The organism is Streptomyces sp. TS71-3 (assembly GCF_018327685.1).
Lineage (GTDB): Bacteria > Actinomycetota > Actinomycetes > Streptomycetales > Streptomycetaceae > Streptomyces.
In genome coordinates this window covers 2,731,765-2,749,920 of sequence record NZ_BNEL01000003.1, presented here as the reverse complement: position 1 = coordinate 2,749,920, position 18,156 = coordinate 2,731,765, and the positions used below count along the sequence as shown (strand labels likewise).

Sequence of the window (18,156 nt, the reverse complement as noted above, 5' to 3'; positions counted from 1 at the left end):
CTCGGCGTTCCCTGGGTGGCGCGGTGGGGCTTGGAGGTTCACGGAAGCACCCTATGGAAGCGCTCCCATAAAATCTGACTGTATCGAGTGGCAAACCGCTGCGGAAGTGGTATGGCGCAAAGACTTGAAGGATCACGACACGGGAACAGCCGCCTGAGACCGCGTCGAAACAAGAGTTGAACATCCCCTTGACGCGGTCGGGTTGGGGGATGTTCTCTGGAAGCGCTCCCAGATCCTTGCGTCTTGAGCCTCCCCTCCTGCGGCGTGACATGCCCCGGTCAGGACGTACGAGATCGCGCACCACCAGTTCTCCCCGTCACCGCCCCCGCGGCCCGCCGGACCCGTGTGTCCGCCGGCCTCGATGGTCGCGGTCCACGCCGTTCTCGTGCTCTTTCAGGGAGGAGCCCCTCATGCACCCCAAGCGGTCGACGGTCCTGCCGCTGCTGGCCGCGGCGGTGGTCACCGCGGCGACCATGGTGGCCGGATCCCCGCTGGCCCATGCGGCCGGCGGCCCCGCGCTCACCGTGGACGCCAAGGCGGCCGGCCATCCGATCAGCCCGGACATCTACGGCATGAACTTCGCCGACGCGGGCCTCGCCAAGGAGCTGAAGCTGCCCGTGGACCGGTGGGGAGGCAACGCCACCACCCGCTACAACTACCTCACCAGCACCAGCAACCGGGCCAGCGACTGGTACTTCGAGAACATCCCGGACGACGTCGCCGACCCGGCCCGGCTGCCGGACGGCTCCAGCACCGACCAGTTCGTCGAGAAGGACGAGACCGCCGGCGCGGACACCATCCTGACGGTGCCGCTGATCGGCTGGGTGCCCAAGGACCGCGAGAAGGCCTGCGGGTTCGGCGTGGCGAAGTACGGTCCCCAGCAGAGCACCGACCAGTGGATGCCCGACTGCGGCAACGGCGTGGCCACGGACGGCAAGAACGTCACGGGCAACGACCCGGCGGACACCAGCGTCAGGGCCGGCGCCGCGTACGTCACGGACTGGCTGCGCCACCTCACCGGGAAGTACGGCACGGCCGCGAAGGGCGGTGTGAAGTACTACGACCTCGACAACGAGGCCGACATCTGGCACGCCACCCACCGCGACGTGCATCCCGAGGGCGCCGGCTACGACGAGATCAGGGACAGCACGTACACCATCGCGGGTGCGGTCAAGGCCGCCGACCCCGGCGCCCGGACGCTCGGCCCGGTCGGCTGGGGCTGGAACTCCATCCTGCTCTCCGGGCTCGACCAGAAGACGTGCAACGAGACGGGCGGCGACTGCTGGTCCAACCCGCCCGACCAGGCCGCACACGGCGGCGTCCCCTACGCCACCTGGTACCTGCGGCAGATGGCCGCCTACCAGCGGCAGCACCGCACCCGGATCCTCGACTACTACGACAACCACTGGTACCCGCAGGGCTCGGGCATCACCAGCGGCGGTGAGGACGCTGCCACCCAGGCCCTGCGGCTGCGCTCCACCCGGCAGCTCTGGGACCCCGGCTACACCGACGAGAGCTGGATCAACCAGCCGGTGGACCTCATCCCGCGGATGCGCCAGCTCGTGGACCAGAACTACCCCGGCACCAAGCTCGCCGTCAGCGAGTACAACTGGGGCGCGCTGGACCACATCGACGGCGCCCTGGCCGAGGCGGACGTGCTCGGCATCTACGGGCGCGAGGGCCTCGACCTGGCCACGCTCTGGTCGCCGCCGGCCCCCACCGACCCGGGTGCGTTCGCGTTCCGGATGTACCTCGACTACGACGGCAGGGGATCGGCGTTCGGCGACACCTCCCTGACGGCGGCGAGCGCCGACCCCGACAAGGTCTCCGTCTTCGCCTCGCGGCGCTCCTCGGACGGCGCGCTGACGCTGATGGTGATCAACAAGTTTACCGACGGGCTGACCACACCGCTGAACGTCACGGGGCTGGCGAGCAGGACACGGGCCCAGGTGTTCCAGTACAGCGGCGCGAACACGTCCGCCATCACCCGGCTCCCCGACCAGGTCGTGAGCGGCGGCAAGGCGTCGCTGACGCTGCCCGGCTACTCCGTCACCGAGCTGGTCGTGCCGGCCGCCGGCCAGGTGCACACCGGCCACCACCGCGACGCGAACGGGCAGCAGGCGTCCACCGCACCGGTGCACGACGCGCGTTCGGCCGGGGCGGACCAAGCCGTGCCGCCCGCCCGGCCGGTGTCCACCCGGGGCGTGCACACCGTCACCGGCAGCACGCTGCCGCGGGACACCTCCACGGCACACCACGGCTAGGTCGTGTCCGGCGGATCTTCGTGGGCCCGCGATGCCTGATACCGCACCTCGCCGCGTTGTCGGAGTCATCCGAGTACGGCCCCGTACGAGGATGATCCTCCGCCTTGCGATGCACGGCACCAGACGCCGCAGGCTGATCCACGAAGATCCGCCGGACACGACCCAGGCGCTCAGAGCACGACGGGCTCACCCCCACATGCAGCCCGAGCGCCGCCGGGCCCGGTCCTCCCCCTGCCGGGCCCGGCACCCGGGGCCGCGCGACCCCCCAGGGCACCACGCCCCGCGGCCCCGCCCCACGCCCGTCCGGCCCGAACACCCCGCCCCGCTCGGGCCGGACGCACCTCTCCCCCACCCGCCGCCCGACCGCGGGCCGGCACACCACCCCCACGCGCCGCCCCCACGCACCACCCGCACACCGCCCGGCCGCGCGCCGGGCGGTGTGCACCCCCCGCACCCGTACCCGGCAGGCCCCAAGGCTGCCTCCCCCACTCACAGGAGCCCCCATGGCCAGCAAGATCCCGACCACCCTCCCGCCCCGCCGCGAAGGCGCCCGGGTAGCCCGCAGGTCCGCCCTCGCCGCGGCCTGCGTGCTCGCTGCCACCGCCACCGCCGCCCTGGCGGTTCCGGCGTCGGCCGCCGGCTCGCCGTTCTACGTCGATCCCACCACCAACGCCGCCCGGTGGGTGGCGGCGCACCCCAGCGACTCACGCGCCCAGGTCATCAACGACCGGATCGCCACCGTGCCCCAGGCGCACTGGTTCACCGAGACCGACACCGACACCGTCCGGGCCGAGGTGGACGCCCTGGTGGGCGCCGCGGCGACCGCGGGGAAGATCCCGATCCTGGTCGTCTACGACATCCCCAACCGGGACTGCTCGGGCGCGAGCACCGGCGGCGCCCCGAACCACACCGCCTACCGCGCCTGGATCGACCAGCTGGCCGCCGGGCTGAACGGCCGGCCCGCGACCGTCATCCTGGAGCCCGACGTCCTGTCCATCATGACCCAGTGCCAGAGCAGCGCGCAGCAGGCCGAAACCGAGGCCTCGCTCGCGTACGCGGGCAAGGCGCTCAAGGCGGCCTCGGCGAAGGCCAAGGTGTACTTCGACGCCGGGCACTCCACCTGGCTGTCGCCCTCCGCGATCGCCTCACGGCTGGTCGCCGCCGACATCGCGCACAGCGCCGACGGCATCTCGACCAACGTCTCGAACTACAACCGCACCGCGGACGAGGTGAACTACGACAAGAAGGTGCTCGCCGCCATCGGCGACCCGGCCCTGCACGCCGTCGTGGACACCAGCCGCAACGGCAACGGGCCCGCGCCGGGCGCCGAGTGGTGCGACCCCGCCGGGCGCGCCCTAGGCACCCCGTCCACCGACGAGACCGGCGACTCGCAGATCGACGCGTTCCTCTGGGCCAAGCTGCCGGGCGAGGCGGACGGCTGCGCCGGTCCCGCCGGGCAGTTCGACCCCCAGCTCGCCTACAACCTCGCCACCGGCGCCGCCGCCCACCGCTGAACGGACAGTTCACGCACGCCAACGGACCTCCGCCGAACCGGCCCCGCCCGACGTGCCCCGGCTGCGCGGCAGCCCCCACCGACGACCACCGGCCCGGCCCCGTGCCGCACACGCCCGACCACGGCGGACGCGGGACGGGCCGGGGGGCGCACGCGGTCCCGTCCTCCCGCAGGACGGGGGATGCGCGCTCCGCACCCCCACGGAGACACCAGCGGTCGCCTCCGTGGTGCTTCCTGATCATCGCGCACGCGAGAAAGGGCCTCTCGATGGATCAGTTGGACAAGCACACACCGCACGTTCTCGGTCTCTTCCGCATCGTCGTGGCACTGCTCTTCGTCTGCCACGGCATCTCGACGCTCTTCGGTGTACTGGCCGCACCGCACGGCGGCGGCGCACCCGCCTTCGGACAGTGGCCCGGCTGGTGGGCCGCGCTCATCCAGTTGGTGGGCGGCATCCTCGTCCTGGCCGGCTTCGGCACCCGCACGGCCGCCATGGTCTGCTCCGGCTCCATGGCCTTCGCCTACTTCACCGAGCACCAGCCGCACGAGCTGCTGCCGATCCAGAACGGCGGGGAGCCCGCGGTGATGTTCTGCTGGGCCTTCCTGCTCATCATGTGCCTCGGCCCCGGCAGCTTCGCGCTCAGCTCGGCCGTCGAACGCCTCCGCGGCCAGGCGGCGGTGCCCGCACCGGCCGTGCGGGGGTGACGGGCGACCGGAGCGCCTGAGTAGACCGGCCGCCGGCGGGTTGAGGGTCCCGCCGGCGGCCTCCCGCTGCCCGGCGCCGTCACACCGCCTCCTCCTCCCACAGCTCGACGGAGCGGGCGGCGACGAGTTCGAGGACGCGGGCGAGGACGTCCGCGACGGCGGCGGGCGCGAGGCGGCGGCCGTCCCGCAGGCGCAGGGCGAGGGTGCCGTCGGCGGCCTCCCTGGACCCGAGAACGCCCTGGTACGGCACCAGCCGGGACTGGCGGACGCGCGCCGCCAGGCTGCCCACCTCCGGTCCGACCGCTTCGGCGCGCAGCCCGAGGTCGCGGCAGCGCCGCGCCAGCGCCTCGGCGCAGTCCGCCTCGGCCTCGGAGACGGGCAGAACGACGAGCTGGGTGGGGGCGAGCCAGGCCGGGAAGGCACCGCCGTGCTGCTCGATCAGATGGGCGACCGCCCGCTCCACGCTGCCGACGATGCTGCGGTGCACCATGACGGGGCGGTGCCTCGCGCCGTCCGCGCCGACGTACTGGAGGTCGAACCGCTCGGGCTGGTGGAAGTCGACCTGGACGGTGGACAGGGTGGTCTCCCGGCCGGCGCCGTCCGCGACCTGCACATCGATCTTGGGCCCGTAGAAGGCGGCCTCGCCCGGGACCGCCTCGTAGGGCAGGCCCGAGCTGTCGAGGACATCGGTGAGCAGGGCGGTGGCGCGCCGCCACAGTTCGGGGGCGGCCACGTACTTGCCGCCGGGCCCTGGCAGGGAGAGGCGGTAGCGGGCCGGGGCGATGCCGAGGGCCCGGTAGGCCCCGCGGATCATCTCCAGGGCGCCGCTCGCCTCGCCGGCGACCTGGTCGACGGAGCAGAAGATGTGCGCGTCGTTGAGCTGGATGGCGCGCACGCGGGTCAGCCCGCCGAGCACCCCCGACAGCTCCGAGCGGTACATGCCGCCCAGCTCGGCCATGCGCAGCGGAAGTTCGCGGTAGCTGTGGGCGCGGGAGCGGTAGATCACCGCGTGGTGCGGGCACAGGCTCGGCCGGAGCACGATCTGCTCGCCGCCCACGTCCATCGGCGGGAACATGTCGTCGCCGTAGTGCGACCAGTGCCCGGAGATCTCGTACAGCTCGCGCTTGCCGAGCACGGGCGAGCACACGTGCCGGTAGCCGGCGCGCCGCTCGGCGTCGCGGATGTACTCCTCCACGGTGTGCCGTACGACGGCACCGTCGGGCAGCCAGTACGGCAGTCCCGCGCCGATCAGCGGATCGGTGTCGAACAGGCCGAGTTCCCGGCCGAGTCTCTTGTGGTCGTGCACGGCGTTCTCCTCACGGTCTGTGCGGGGCACGCGTCCGGGCACACGGCGAAGCCCCGGGGCGTCGCCCCGGGGCTTCGGACTCAAGACATCGGTCAGCGCGCCGGGAGACTCTCCGGCGTCGTCGTCATCAAGGCGCGCTGCTGCATACGGGCAGGGTAGCAGAGGGCGCCGGAGCGGGCCCTGAGCGGGAAAACGCGTCCGGGCCTTGGAGCCGGCCCGGAACGCGGAAGGGCCCCGCGCCCCTGTGGCACGGGGCCCCGGTGCCGCCGTCCGCTCCCGCGGACGTGCCGCGGGAGCGGGTGGTGCCAGGCGGGTCGGGCGCCCGGCGCGGGCACCGCGGGTGTCTCAGAAGGTGACCTGGCCGCTGCCGCCGTCGAAGACGATGTCGGAGCAGGAGAAGAAGTTCTCCTGGCTGTCCGAGCGGACCCACTGGATGAACAGCAGGGCGTTACCGCTGCGGCCGGAGGGCAGGTTGAGGTTCCAGTAGTAGTGGCCGCCGTCCTGGCCCGCACCGCCCTGCGCCGGCGGGTTGGTGACGGTCTGGATCTGCGTCATGTCGCCCCAGGCCAGCGGAGTGGTCGGCGACCAGCCCTGCTTGGTGAGGTAGACCCGGAAGTCACCCGGGTGCGCCGCCCAGTTGCTGTACTGGACCTGGATGGTCGAACCGGACGTCAGGTGGGTCTTGGGCCAGTCGTTGCGGGCCGCGTTGTAGGCCGAGAAGTTGTAGGGCGACTTGTCGCCCGCGCTGCAGATCTTCCCGTCCGGGACGTAGCCCTGGCCCTTGCCGCCCGCGTTGGAGTCGAGCACGGCGAACCAGTTGTACAGCGGCGTGCCGCCCGACTGCGCGAACGCCGCCTTGCAGGCCGCGTTGGTCGGGTTGAGGGCGCCGGTCGACGTCTGGCCGTTCTTGTAACACAGGTACGTGCGGGAACCGGGCATCATGGCGACGCCGTGGGCAGACGCCGGCGTCGACACGGACACGAAGGCCAGAGCCAGCAGCGCCGCCCCTAAGACGCCGAGCAGGCGCTGGAGGCGGACCGGGACCTTCGCTCTTTCGAGAAGTCGGATGACCATGAAGGAGTCTCCTTGGGGGGTGATTGCCACCGCGGTACGTGCCGGCCCAGGGGCCGGACGGACCACGGTTCGCGGCGGGCCGCGCGTACGGGTGACCGTGCAGGTGCGCGCTTCCCACAGCGGCCCACGACACAGGGGAACGAGCCCACGCCAAATGGGAGCGCTCCCATAACCTAGCGCGGGCCGGATGACGCGTAAATGCCGTTGCAGGGACTCCTTGATGCTCCACCAGATGCCCTCGGCATTTTCACGAGATTTCCGCATGACTACGCGGGAACACTGCCGTGCGACGGGCATCTCGGACCACCGGCAGGCGAGTCGGGCCGGGAGTACACCCGGGGTGGAGGCCCCTGACTCCCCCGGCCCCACCCCGGCGATGCCCCGTCAGCCCGAGGTGTCCAGCAGGTCGGAGAGGTCCCCGGAGAGGAGCATCTCCAGCATCAGCTCGGGGCTCTTCTCGGACGTGGCGGTGACCCGGACGACGCGCCCGCCGCCGGTCACCGTGGCCCTGGCTCCGGAGAGCAGGTCGCTCCAGCGGAGCCCGCTCAGCCGCGTCCTGCCGTGCGCGAGCCTGTCCCGGATCGCGCGGGCCGCCTTCTCGGCCTCGTCCTCGGACGGCGCGGTACGGCAGGCGACCTGCGTGAGCGCGGTGGGGCTGCCGCCGACGACGCCGGCGCCGCTGACGAAGCCGGCGGGCTCCGGGGACGCCGCGCCCATGGCCATGTGCTGGTCGGTGAGGGTGGCGGCGAGCGGCCTGCCCAGGCAGTCGGCGACCGCCCGGAACTCCGGGTCCCGGGCCAGGGTGTCGCCCTTGCCGTCCGCGCTGAGCATCTCCGCGTCCGCCCGGCTGCCGGCGCGCACGAGGGTGTGCCCGCCGACGGCCAGGACGTTGAAGTCGGCGGTGCCCCGGGAGAGTTCCGCGAGCTTTCCGCTGCGCTGCGCCTTGCCGTCGTCCGCCAGCCGCCACAGTGCCAGCGGGCCGGCGCTGCCGTCCTTCCGGGCGCCCATCGCCTTCGCCGCGGACACCACCGCCGCCGTGTCCATGCCGCCCTCGAAGCGGCCGCTGCCGTGCGAGTCGCCGACCTCCAGCACCTGGCCGGCCGTGCTGCCGTCCAGGGAGAGGCCCGCCTTGGCCTGCGCGTCGCGGGCCTGGGTGGTGGCCCAGCCGTAGGACCACATCGCCGCCAGGGCGGCAGCCGGCTGACCACCGCCGAGGGCGCGCTGCGCCGCCAGGTCGCCGTAGGTGGTCCAGGCCCTGGAGGCGTCGGTGCTGCGGACCTGGTCGAGCTCCCTGACCAGCGGGGTGCTGCCCGGCCCCACGGGGGCGGCCCGCTCCGCGCCGGCACCGCCGCCCCCGCCGTCCGAGCACCCGGTGGCGGCCAGCACCGCCAGAACCATGGCCGCAGCCGCGGCGAGCCTCGCGCGTTGCATCCGAGCGTTCCCTTCCGTCTCGCGGGACAGGAGGCGGCCACCTCCGCGGCGGCGCCGCGGGCCGGCGCGCGGCGACCGGCCGTGCCACCGCCCGGCCCGCACAAGCGCCCTGACCACCCGTCTGGTCCCGGGCCGCCGCCCGGAACCGTCGTGCCGTTGCCTGAGGACGGCGACAGGACCTGGGTCTGGGTGCGCTTCCAGAAACGTCGCCGGGCGCGACTGTACGGTCCAGGGAGCGCCCGCGGGAGCCACTTGGGGAAACACCGGCCGTGCTCACAGGCGCGAACCCTGCATTTCCCGGCGAAATTCGGCCCTACCGCCCCGCTGCCCGGCCACGGCTCCGGCGACCTTCCCAAAGGCATACCGTGCCGCTACTGTGAGCCAGTCGTGGAAGCGCTTCCATCCATCGAAGCCTCCCGCAGCTCTTCGTGCACCACCCATGCGGTGCTTCTCACCCAGGAGCGCTTCTCCAGCAACTGTCGCGAGAACGAAGGGATCCCCCCATGAGACGTCATGTCTCGCTCCTTGCGTCCGCGCTGGCCCTGTTCGCCGCCGCCGCGTTCTCGATCGCCGTCCCCGCGGCCGAGGCGGGTGCCGCGCCGGCGGCCCCGGCCGCCGCGGCGGCGCCCGAGCTCAAGGTGTCCGGCAACCGGCTGGTGACCGCCTCCGGCACCCCGTACCGGCTGCTCGGCGTGAACCGCTCGGGTGGCGAGTTCGCCTGCATCCAGGGCAACGGGTTCTGGGACGGGCCGATGGACCGCGCGTCCGTCGACGCCATCCGGTCCTGGCACGTCACCGCGGTGCGCGTGCCCCTCAACGAGGAGTGCTGGCTGGGCACCGCGAACGTCCCCGCGGCCTACGGCGGCGCGGCCTACCAGAGCGCCGTGGCCGCCTATGTGAAGATGCTGCTGGCGGCCGGCATCACGCCGATCCTGGAGATGCACTGGAGCCACGGCGCCTACTCGGGCCCGTCCGCGGGCTGCGCCGACACCGCGGCCACCTGCCAGAAACCCATGCCCGACGCCCAGTACGCGCCGGCCTTCTGGTCGGGCGTGGCCAGTGCCTTCCAGGACCGGCGCGTGGTCCTCGACCTGTTCAACGAGCCCTACCCGGAGCGTGCCACGGGCAACGAGACCACCGGCTGGACCTGCTGGCGCGACGGCGGCAGCTGCCCGGGCATCGGCTACCAGGTGGCCGGATTCCAGAGCCTGGTGGACGCGGTGCGCAAGACCGGGAACACCGACGTCATCCTGCTGGGCGGCCTCGCCTACTCCAACGACCTGACGCAGTGGCTCGCCTACGCGCCGAAGGACCCGGCCGGCAACCTGGCCGCCTTCGCGCACCTGTACAACTTCAACACCTGCTCCAGCACGTCCTGCTTCGACAGCCAGCTCGCGCCCGTCGCCCGGCAGGTGCCGCTGACGCTCTCCGAGATCGGTGAGAACGACTGCGCGCACGGCTTCGTCGACCAGGTCATGAACTGGGCCGACCAGCACGGCGCCGGCTATCTGGGCTGGACCTGGAACACCTGGGACTGCTCCTCGGGTCCGTCCCTGATCAGCGACTACAACGGCACGCCCACCGCGTACGGCGAGGGCCTGCACACCCACCTCGCCACCCAGCACGCCGCCGCCCACGCCCTCGGCGGCTGACGGCCCACCGGGCACCCCATGCGAACGGGATCGGGCCGCGGTCACCGGAACGGCCGCCGGCCCGGTCCCGTTCCCTCATGCAAGGACGCGGTGGCGGGCCGGTGTCAGTGGGAGTCCCGGGGCACCGCGTGGCCCCGGGTGCCGGTGAGGAAGTCGAAGTCGGCGCCTTTGTGGGCCTGCTGGACGTGCTGGCGGTAGAGCCAGGCGTAGCCGCCGGGCCCCGCCGGGTCGGGGCTCTCCTCGGCGGCCGGGGCCGCGCCCGCCTCCGTACGGCGGCGCCCGAGCTCTGCGTCGTCGACGAGCAGGGACAGTTCGCGCGCGGGCACGTCGAGCCGGATCCGGTCGCCGTCGCGGACCAGGGAGAGCGGGCCGCCCACCGCGGCCTCCGGGCTGACGTGGAGCACCACGGTGCCGTAGCCGGTGCCGCTCATCCGGCCGTCGCTGATGCGGACCATGTCGCTGACGCCCTGCTTGAGGAGCTTGGTGGGCAGGGCGACGTTGGCGACCTCCGGCATGCCCGGGTAGCCCTTCGGTCCCGCGCCCCTGACCACGATGACGTCGTCGGCGGTGATGTCCAGGTCGGGGTCGTCGCTGACGGCGTGGTAGGCCTCCGGCGAGTCGAAGACCCGCGCCCTGCCCTCGTGGACGAGCAGTTCGGGGCTGGCCGCGGACTGCTTGAGCACCGCGCCGTCCGGGCAGAGGTTGCCGTGCAGCACGGCGGTGCCGGTGCCGGCCGGCTGGTAGGGGTCGGCCCAGGTGCGGATCACGTCGTCGTTGAAGCACTCGGCGCCGGAGACGTTCTCGCCGGTGCTGCGGCCCGTGACGGTCAGGCAGTCCGCGTGCATCACCCCGGCCTCGGCCAGCCGCCGCAGGACGACGGGCAGGCCCCCGGCATAGCAGAAGTCCTCCATGAGGTACTGCCCGGACGGCATCAGGTTGACGAGGGTGGGCACCTCGCGGCCGAGCGCGTCGAAGAGGTCCCAGTCGAGTTCGACGCCCTCCAGGCGGCCGGCGAGGGCCATCAGGTGGATGAACGCGTTGGTGGACCCGCCGATCGCGGCGTTGGCGCGGATGGCGTTCTCGAAGGCCTCGCGGGTGAGGATGTCGCTGGGCCTGATGTCCTTGTCGACCAGGTCGACGATCCTGCGGCCCGACTCCTGGGCCAGCTCCATGCGGCGCGCGTCCACCGCGGGGTAGGCGCCGCCGCCGGGAAGCTGCATGCCGAGCGCCTCGGCCATGCACGCCATCGTGGAGGCGGTGCCCATGGTCATGCAGTGGCCCTTGGAGCGGGCCATGCAGCCCTCGGCGGCGCGTGCCTGGCACTCGCTCATCCGCCCGGCCGCCATCTCGGCCTCGAACTTCCAGACGTGGGTGCCGGAGCCGACGTCCTGGCCGCGGAACTTGCCGTTGAGCATGGGCCCGCCGGTGACCATGATCGTGGGGATGTCCACGCTGGCCGCGCCCATCAGCAGGCCCGGCGTGGTCTTGTCGCAGCCGGACAGCAGCACCACGCCGTCCAGCGGGTTGTTCCGGATGAGCTCCTCCGCGTCCATCGCCATCAGGTTGCGGAAGAGCATGGCGGTGGGGCGGATGATGGTCTCCCCGGTGGAGAGCACCGGGAACACCAGCGGGAAGCCGCCGGCCTGCCACACGCCGCGCTTGACGGCCTCCGCGACCTCGTCCAGGTGGGCGTTGCAGGGCGCGAGCTGCGACCAGGTGGTGGCGATGCCGATCACCGGGCGGCCGTCGAAGACCTCGTCGCCGTAGCCCTGGTTGCGCATCCAGGAGCGGTGGATCATGCCGGCCCGGCCCGACGCGCCGAACCACGCCTGGCTGCGGCGGTCGGCGCGGGGCGCGCCCGCGCGGGGGCCCGGTGTGCCCTCGCCCTGCGTGCCGTCGATCGCGGAAGTGCCTGAACCGTGCGTGCCGTTGCTGCTGCTCATGCTGCCTGGGCCCTTGCCCTCTCGCCTGCGACGGAATCAGCCGCAACCGTAGAACGCGCTTTCCACGAGGGTCAACAGGCCATCGACGTGCGCAGGCCGCGCGGGGCGCCCCTGATTCAGCCGGGGCGCGTGCCGTCGCGGGCGCACGGCCGGCCCCGCGCGGCCCGGACACGGCCCGCGTCCCTCAGGGCTTCTGGATCTTCCTGACCACCGCGGTCGTCAGCGCCTTGGCCGTGTCGCAGAGCTTCTCGTCGGACTCCTGACCTGTGGTCTTCAGGTACAGGTGCTCGATGGTCTCCTCGCCGGCGGTGTCGGTGTAGGTGCGGTGGACCGACGACACCACGCAGGTGTGGTCACCCTCGCCCCCCGGATCCACGTAGGCCGGCTTGCCGCCCAGCGTCGCCCTGGTGCCGTTGTCCGTGAGGTCGTCGTCGCGGTTGAAGAGCAGGTACACCTCGGCCTTGCCGGAGGTGTCGCTCGACCAGGTGCACGCCCAGTCGGCGAACTCGGGGTCCATGGTGTCCGGGTCGATCGCCGGGAACGCCTTGAGGTCGGCGGCGTCCAGCAGGTCGCAGGCGTTCAGGCGGGCCAGCGAGTCGGCGGGGAAGGGGCCGGGGCGCCTGGGCACGGGGCCGTGGTTGAGGATGTCCGCCGCGTGGTCGGCGGCGAGCGAGGCGAGGGTGCAGGGGTCGGGCATCGGGTCCTTGAGCACCTCGCCGGTGATCAGGACCTCGTTGCCGTCCGGGAGCAGGATGTCCCGGTCGCACTCCCCGTCCTCGCTGGGCCCTTCGACCACCTTGACCGCGCCGGCCTTCCGCACGCGCGTCTGGGAGTCCGGCTCCGCGGGGTGGGAGGCGAAGTCGAGGGTGATGTCGCCGGCGTCGTCGTCGCCCTTGGTGATCAGGACGTCGCAGCGGTCCAGCTCGCCGTAGTCCGGATCGACGTGCGCGTCGCCGTACTTCCGGAAGGTCGTCGCGCTGAGCAGCCCGCAGGGGTCGGCGGACGTGACCTCGCCCATCCGGCCCGCGTCCTTCGCGGCGGCGGGCGCGCCCTTCGCGTCCTTCCCCGAGTCCCCGGGCGAACCGTCCCACGGCCTGGCCGCGAAGAGGCCCGCCAGCAGCGCCGCCACCACCGCGGCGGAGCCCGCGGCCAGTGCCCAGGGCCGCCGGGCCCCGCCGAGGGACGGGAAGCCGCGCGGCGACCGGCGCTGCTCCGGCGCGGGACGCAGCCGCATGGTGAGGGTGGCGTCGATCAGGGTGCGCTCCTCGTGCAGCCGCTCCTGGACCTGTGCGGGCAGCGGCGCGGCGTTGCCCAGCAGCCGCCTGGCGCCCGCCGCGTCGGGGCGCTCGTCGGGGTCCGCCGAGGTCAGCGCGAGCAGCGGCTCCCTGAGCCGGCCGGCCCGCCGCGGCTCCTCGATGACGGCGCCGGCTGCCAGCTCCACGTACTTCTGCGGCGTCCGGCCCTTCCCGTAGGGGGAGTGCCCCTCCACGGCGGCGTACAGGGTGGCCCCCAGCGCGAAGACGTCGGACGCCTTGACGAGGGGCCGGCCTTGCGCCACCTCCGGCGGGAGGTAGCTGGGCTTGCCGTGCACGCCGACGGCGCGGGTGCCGTCGTAGGTGGGCTCGGACCACAGGGCGCGGGAGATGCCGAAGTCGGTCAGCTTCGCCACGCCGTCGGGCCTGACGAGGATGTTCTCCGGGGTGACGTCGCCGTGCACCACGCTCTGGGCGTGCGAGGCCGCCAGCGCGTCGGCGATCTGGCATCCGATGGCGCCCGCCTCTTCGGGGCTCAGCGGCCCGCGTTCGGCCACGATCCGCGCGAGGCTGGGCGCGGCCACGTACTCCAGCACGATCATGCACGTGTCCCCCTCCTCGACGAAGTCGAAGACGGCGACGATGTTGGGGTGGTGCAGGCGGGCGGCGTTGACGGCTTCCGTTCTGAGCTTGCCGGTGTCCGTGAGGTTCGCCAGGTGCGCGAACTTGACGGCCACGGGCCGTTCGAGCAGCTCGTCGTGGGCGCGCCAGACCTCTCCCATGCCGCCTCTGCCCAGCGGCTCCTCCAAGCGATAGCGGTCGGCCAGCCGCTCGCCCCTTGCCCTTGCCACACGCCACCCCGTCGCTCTCGGACTCCGCGTCGGCACGGAGCGTACTCCAGCTTGGAGTTGGCCGGGCAGGCGTGGACAGAGGTGCGCCGCGGGTGGTAACCGGGCGGACACGGGCGGCACGGGGGCCGCCATGGCCGCGGGAGGATCATGTCGCCCACCCGGGCGGGAGGTGCCCACCTGGGCCTTCGGGCGGAGATCCGGCACCGGGGGCTTCGGGCAGAGGCCCGGCACCGGCAGCGGGTAGCATCGACCGGGTGGCGGCCGACGCCGCACGGCGGTGGGGCTCGCCGTACCCGAACCGCGGCGAGGGCGCCGCCAACAGTCCCTGCTTGCGACGCGCACCCGATGCGTTCCCGTGCCGGCGAGTAGGAGACGACCATGGCGAAGGCCCGCCGCCCCGTTGCGGGCGAGCCGATCGATTCGGATGTCGACCTGCATGTTCCCGCTCAACGCGGCGAGCTGCGGCGCGGCCGTGGCGCCGTGGTGGCCGTGGTCGCGCTCGGCGGCGCCATGGGCGCGGCGGCGCGCTACGGAGCGGGCCTGCTGTGGCCCACGGCCTCCGGCGCCTTCCCCTGGACGACCCTGCTCGTCAACGTCCTCGGGTGCGCGCTGATCGGCGTCCTCATGGTGGTGGTCTCCGACGTGCCGAACGTCCACCGGCTGGTCCGCCCGTTCCTGGGCACCGGCGTGCTCGGCGGCTTCACCACGTTCTCCACGTACACCGTGGACACCGTGCACCTGACGGACGACGGCCGCCCGGCCGCGGGACTGGCCTACCTGGCGCTGACGCTACTGGCGGCGATGGCCGCGGTGTGGGCCGCCGCCGCCGTGACACGGCGGGCGCTCGGGGTGCCGGGCGGGGCCGGTGGGGCTCGCGGGGCGGGTGGGTCCGATGAACCGGGTGGGCCGGGCGGATCAGGCGGCTCGGATGGATCGGGCAGGCCGGGCGAGTCCGGTGGGTCCGGTGGCGAGGGGAGGCGTCCGTGAACTGGCTGCTGGTGCTGGCCGGGGCCGTGGTCGGCGCCCCGCTGAGGTACCTCACCGACCGCGCCGTGCAGGCCCGGCACGAGTCGGTCTTCCCGTGGGGCACGTTCACCGTGAACGTCGCCGGGTCCCTGGTGCTCGGCCTGGTCACCGGCGCGGTCACCGCGGGCGCGGCCTCGTCCCAGGTACAGCTGCTCCTCGGCACCGGGCTGTGCGGCGCGCTCACCACCTACTCGACGTTCTCGTACGAGACGCTGCGCCTGGCGGAGGGCGGCGCGCGCCTGTACGCGGTGGCCAACGCCGTCGGCAGCGTGCTCGCGGGTCTGGGCGCCGCGTTCGCGGGTACGGCACTTGCCGGGGCCCTGTGGGGGTGAGGCGGCCCGGCTGACCGGCACCCGCGGTACGGTCACCTCCCCGGGCACCGGCACCGCTCGCGCCACTGGCCCCCCGCACGACTCGCACCACCGGCACCATCCGCACAACCCGCACGCCCGCACCGCCGCACCAATCGGCATTCCGCACCACCCGCACCACCCGCACCACAGCACCCCATACGGCCCCCGCGACGACCGGCAGGGGCTGTGTTTCGGCTTTCGGCTTTCGGCTTTCGGCTCGCGGAGGACGGATGAACGACGACGCCCGGGTGGCCGGGCAGTACGAGGAGATCGGCGGAGCGTACGAGCGCTTCAAGTCGCTCCCGGTGAGCAGATGCGTGGAGCAGCCCAGCATCCTCGGGCTGTTCGGGGACCTGCACGGCCGCAGCGTGCTCGACCTGGCCTGCGGCACCGGCTTCTACGCGCGCCACGCACGTGCGCTGGGCGCTTCCAGGGTGCTGGGCGTCGACGTGTCGGAGGCGATGCTCGGCTACGCCCGGAACGTGGAGGCCCGCCAGGCCGCGGGCATCGAGTACCTGGCCGCGGACGCCGCCGCGCTGCCGGCCTCGCTCGGGGCGTTCGACGTCGTCACCGCGGTGTTCCTGCTCAACTACGCGGCCGATCAGGAGCAGATGACCGCGTTCTTCCGCAGCGCGCGCCGGCACCTCGCCGCGGACGGGGTGTTCCTGGCCTACGTCATGAACCCGGACTTCGCGTTCGAGAGGCCGTGGCCCGCCAAGTACGGCCTGGAGATCGCGGTCGAGCGGCGCCTGCCGGACGGCGTCCAGGCCAGCGCCACGGCCGACTTCGATCCGCCGATGACCCTGCGCGGGTTCGTGCCGGCCCGGCGGGTGTACGAGGCGGCGGCAGCGGCGGCCGGGTTCGGCGCCCTTCAGTGGGTTCCGGTGCGGGCCGAGGGCGGCACCGACGGGGAGTTCCCGGCGGGCTTCTGGGACGACCTGCTCTCAAACCCGCCCTGGACGATGCTCCGCGCCCGCCCTGCGGCACCGGACGGCGAGGCGCTGCAGCAGGGTCCGCACGGCAGAGGACGCCGGGCGAGCGCGAGCGTGCCGTCCGTGCCGGCAGGGCCCTCCCCGGGCTGACCGGGCACGGAGTACCGTGCCCTGCACCGCTGTTGGAACCGTGTCCGCGACGGCACCCTGCTCCGGCACGGCGCGCAACTGCCGTACGCCCCCGGTCCACCGGCCGGGGTGGTGCCGCGCGCCCAGCCGAGCAGGAAGGCCGCCGTGTCCGCCGCATCCGACGCCTCCGGTGCATCCGCCGCGTCATCCCCCTCCCCCGCGCCGTCCCCGCCGTCGGGAACCCCCTCCGTCGCGGCCCGGCTCGACCGGCTGCCGCTCTCCGGCTGGCACCGCCGGCTGATCGTGATCGTCGGCCTCGGCGCGTTCTTCGACCTCTACGAGGTGTTCCTCGGCGGGGTGCTCGGGGCGGTGCTCACCGACGCCTGGTCGCTGAGCGGGACGCAGAAGTCGATGGTGATCGCCGCCGCCTTCCTCGGCATGTTCGCCGGCGCCAACATCCTGTCGGTGGCCGCCGACCGGCTGGGCCGGCGCCGGATGTTCCTGGTCAACCTGGCGCTGTACTCGTTCTTCTCGCTCGCCGCCGCGTTCGCGCCCAACCTGGGCGTGCTGCTCGCGCTGCGCTTCCTCGCGGGGCTCGGCCTGGGCGCGGAACTCGTGCTGGTCGACACCTACCTGGCGGAGTTCCTGCCGCGCCGGGTGCGGGGACGGTACATCTCCTGGGCGTACACCGTCGGTTTCGTCGGCGTGCCGATCGCCGCGCTGCTCGGAGCGCGTCTGGTGGCCTCGCGGGAGCTGCTGGGGCTGGCCGGCTGGCGGTGGCTGCTGATCTTCGGCGCCGTCGGCGCGTTCGTCATCTGGGCGGCGCGCAGCCGGCTGCCCGAGTCCCCGCGCTGGCTGGTGTCCCGGGGCCGCGGCGCGGAAGCGGCCCAGGTGGTCGCCGGGATCGAGGAGCGGGTCACGGCCGGCTCCGCGGCCGCCCTGCCGCCGGTGCCGGACGAGGAGCCGGCGCCGCCGGTACGGCGGAACGTCCCGCTGAGCGAGATGTTCGGCCCGGCCTACCGGCGCCGCACCGTGATGCTGTGGATCTTCCAGGTGCTCCAGACGGTGGCGTACTACGGCTTCGGCTCGCTGGCGCCCGTGGTGCTGGTCGCCAAGGGCTACGAGGTGACCGAGTCGCTGACGTTCGCGGCGCTGAGCTTCCTCGGCTACCCGATCGGCTCGGCGCTCGCGGTGCCGCTGATCGACCGGATCGAGCGCAAGCTGCTGATCATCGGCTCGGCCGCCGGCATCGGGGTCTTCGGCATCGTGTTCGCCGCGGCGCGCCTGCCCTGGCTCATCGTCACCGCCGGGTTCCTGCTGACGGTGTGCAGCAACGTGTTCTCCAACGCCTTCCACACCTACCAGACGGAGGTCTTCCCCACCGGGATGCGGAGCTCGGCGGTCGGCATCGCCTACTCGCTGTCCCGGCTCACCTCGGCCGTGCTGCCGTTCGTGGCCGTACGCGTGCTGGACTCCGCGGGCGCGACCGCCGTGTTCACCGGCTCGGCGGTGCTGATCGTCCTGCTCTGCCTCGACATCGCCCTGCTCGGCCCGCGCACCACCGGCCGGGGCCTGGAAGCGGTGGCCGAGCGCCCGGAAGGGGACCCGGGGGCCGGCACGGCCGCGGGCAAGCCGACGGAGACGACCACCTAGCCCGCGTCGTGGCGCCCCGCGGATGGGCCGTGCGAGCGCGCAGCCCATCCGCGGGGACCTGGACGACCCGG

11 protein-coding genes and 2 pseudogenes are annotated in these 18,156 nt (G+C 73.3%); 8 read left to right on the top strand and 5 right to left on the bottom strand.

The features are described 5' to 3' along the window. The first annotated feature begins 410 nt into the window (after nucleotides 1-410). From Sm713_RS35675 to Sm713_RS35665, 3 genes are all read left to right on the top strand, one after another. Entirely contained in the window at nucleotides 411-2,264 is a 1,854-nt protein-coding gene (locus Sm713_RS35675) for a glycoside hydrolase family 44 protein (RefSeq protein WP_212914085.1), read from the top strand. 503 nt (nucleotides 2,265-2,767) lie between these two features. Next, on the top strand, nucleotides 2,768-3,778 hold the full coding sequence (locus Sm713_RS35670; RefSeq protein ID WP_212914084.1) for a glycoside hydrolase family 6 protein: 1,011 nt from the start codon (nucleotides 2,768-2,770) through the stop codon (nucleotides 3,776-3,778). Nucleotides 3,779-4,044: 266 nt separating this feature from the next. Beyond that, the gene (locus tag Sm713_RS35665) at nucleotides 4,045-4,482 is read left to right on the top strand and encodes a DoxX family protein (RefSeq protein WP_212914083.1); all 438 of its coding nucleotides are present in this window, start codon (nucleotides 4,045-4,047) and stop codon (nucleotides 4,480-4,482) included. 79 nt (nucleotides 4,483-4,561) lie between these two features. Here the strand turns inward: Sm713_RS35665 and thrS are convergent, their stop codons facing one another. The 3 genes and pseudogenes from thrS to Sm713_RS35650 form a co-directional block, all read right to left on the bottom strand. Then, nucleotides 4,562-5,818: a threonine--tRNA ligase gene (gene thrS / locus Sm713_RS35660; protein ID WP_308293210.1), complete on the bottom strand. Its 1,257-nt coding sequence runs from the start codon at nucleotides 5,816-5,818 to the stop codon at nucleotides 4,562-4,564. A gap of 321 nt (nucleotides 5,819-6,139) precedes the next feature. Continuing rightward, nucleotides 6,140-6,862, bottom strand: a pseudogene (locus tag Sm713_RS35655) (lytic polysaccharide monooxygenase); the annotation flags it as partial. Nucleotides 6,863-7,246: 384 nt separating this feature from the next. Continuing rightward, nucleotides 7,247-8,293: a hypothetical protein gene (locus Sm713_RS35650; protein ID WP_212914080.1), complete on the bottom strand. Its 1,047-nt coding sequence runs from the start codon at nucleotides 8,291-8,293 to the stop codon at nucleotides 7,247-7,249. Nucleotides 8,294-8,796: 503 nt separating this feature from the next. Here Sm713_RS35650 and Sm713_RS35645 point away from each other — a divergent pair. After that, nucleotides 8,797-9,945, top strand: a complete 1,149-nt coding sequence (locus Sm713_RS35645; protein WP_212914079.1) for a glycoside hydrolase family 5 protein — start codon at nucleotides 8,797-8,799, stop codon at nucleotides 9,943-9,945. A 104-nt stretch (nucleotides 9,946-10,049) separates the two neighbouring features. On the opposite strand, the gene Sm713_RS35640 is transcribed toward Sm713_RS35645, so the two are convergent. Together Sm713_RS35640 and Sm713_RS35635 are read right to left on the bottom strand one after the other, a co-directional pair. Then, the gene (locus Sm713_RS35640; RefSeq protein WP_212914078.1) at nucleotides 10,050-11,888 is read right to left on the bottom strand and encodes an IlvD/Edd family dehydratase; all 1,839 of its coding nucleotides are present in this window, start codon (nucleotides 11,886-11,888) and stop codon (nucleotides 10,050-10,052) included. Between the two features lie 184 nt (nucleotides 11,889-12,072). Further along, the gene (locus Sm713_RS35635; protein ID WP_212914077.1) at nucleotides 12,073-13,992 is read right to left on the bottom strand and encodes a serine/threonine-protein kinase; all 1,920 of its coding nucleotides are present in this window, start codon (nucleotides 13,990-13,992) and stop codon (nucleotides 12,073-12,075) included. A 378-nt stretch (nucleotides 13,993-14,370) separates the two neighbouring features. Between Sm713_RS35635 and crcB (Sm713_RS35630) the strand changes: the two are divergent. The 4 genes and pseudogenes from crcB (Sm713_RS35630) to Sm713_RS35615 all read left to right on the top strand — a co-directional run. Continuing rightward, nucleotides 14,371-14,838, top strand: a pseudogene (crcB, locus tag Sm713_RS35630) (fluoride efflux transporter CrcB); the annotation flags it as partial. 137 nt (nucleotides 14,839-14,975) lie between these two features. Then, entirely contained in the window at nucleotides 14,976-15,350 is a 375-nt protein-coding gene (gene crcB, locus Sm713_RS35625; protein WP_212914075.1) for a fluoride efflux transporter CrcB, read from the top strand. A gap of 251 nt (nucleotides 15,351-15,601) precedes the next feature. Then, on the top strand, nucleotides 15,602-16,453 hold the full coding sequence (locus Sm713_RS35620; protein ID WP_212914074.1) for a class I SAM-dependent methyltransferase: 852 nt from the start codon (nucleotides 15,602-15,604) through the stop codon (nucleotides 16,451-16,453). 144 nt (nucleotides 16,454-16,597) lie between these two features. Continuing rightward, complete coding sequence (locus Sm713_RS35615; RefSeq protein ID WP_212914073.1) at nucleotides 16,598-18,085, top strand: MFS transporter; 1,488 nt, start codon at nucleotides 16,598-16,600, stop codon at nucleotides 18,083-18,085. Nucleotides 18,086-18,156 lie beyond the last annotated feature (71 nt).

Excerpts from the sequence above, each read along its gene's own strand:
- Sm713_RS35675 (WP_212914085.1), top strand. The coding sequence starts at position 411 with ATGCACCCCAAGCGGTCGACGGTCCTGCCGCTGCTGGCCGCGGCGGTG.
- Sm713_RS35670 (WP_212914084.1), top strand. The coding sequence starts at position 2,768 with ATGGCCAGCAAGATCCCGACCACCCTCCCGCCCCGCCGCGAAGGCGCC.
- Sm713_RS35665 (WP_212914083.1), top strand. The coding sequence starts at position 4,045 with ATGGATCAGTTGGACAAGCACACACCGCACGTTCTCGGTCTCTTCCGC.
- Sm713_RS35650 (WP_212914080.1), bottom strand. The coding sequence starts at position 8,293 with ATGCAACGCGCGAGGCTCGCCGCGGCTGCGGCCATGGTTCTGGCGGTG.
- Sm713_RS35645 (WP_212914079.1), top strand. The coding sequence starts at position 8,797 with ATGAGACGTCATGTCTCGCTCCTTGCGTCCGCGCTGGCCCTGTTCGCC.
- Sm713_RS35640 (WP_212914078.1), bottom strand. The coding sequence starts at position 11,888 with ATGAGCAGCAGCAACGGCACGCACGGTTCAGGCACTTCCGCGATCGAC.
- Sm713_RS35620 (WP_212914074.1), top strand. The coding sequence starts at position 15,602 with ATGAACGACGACGCCCGGGTGGCCGGGCAGTACGAGGAGATCGGCGGA.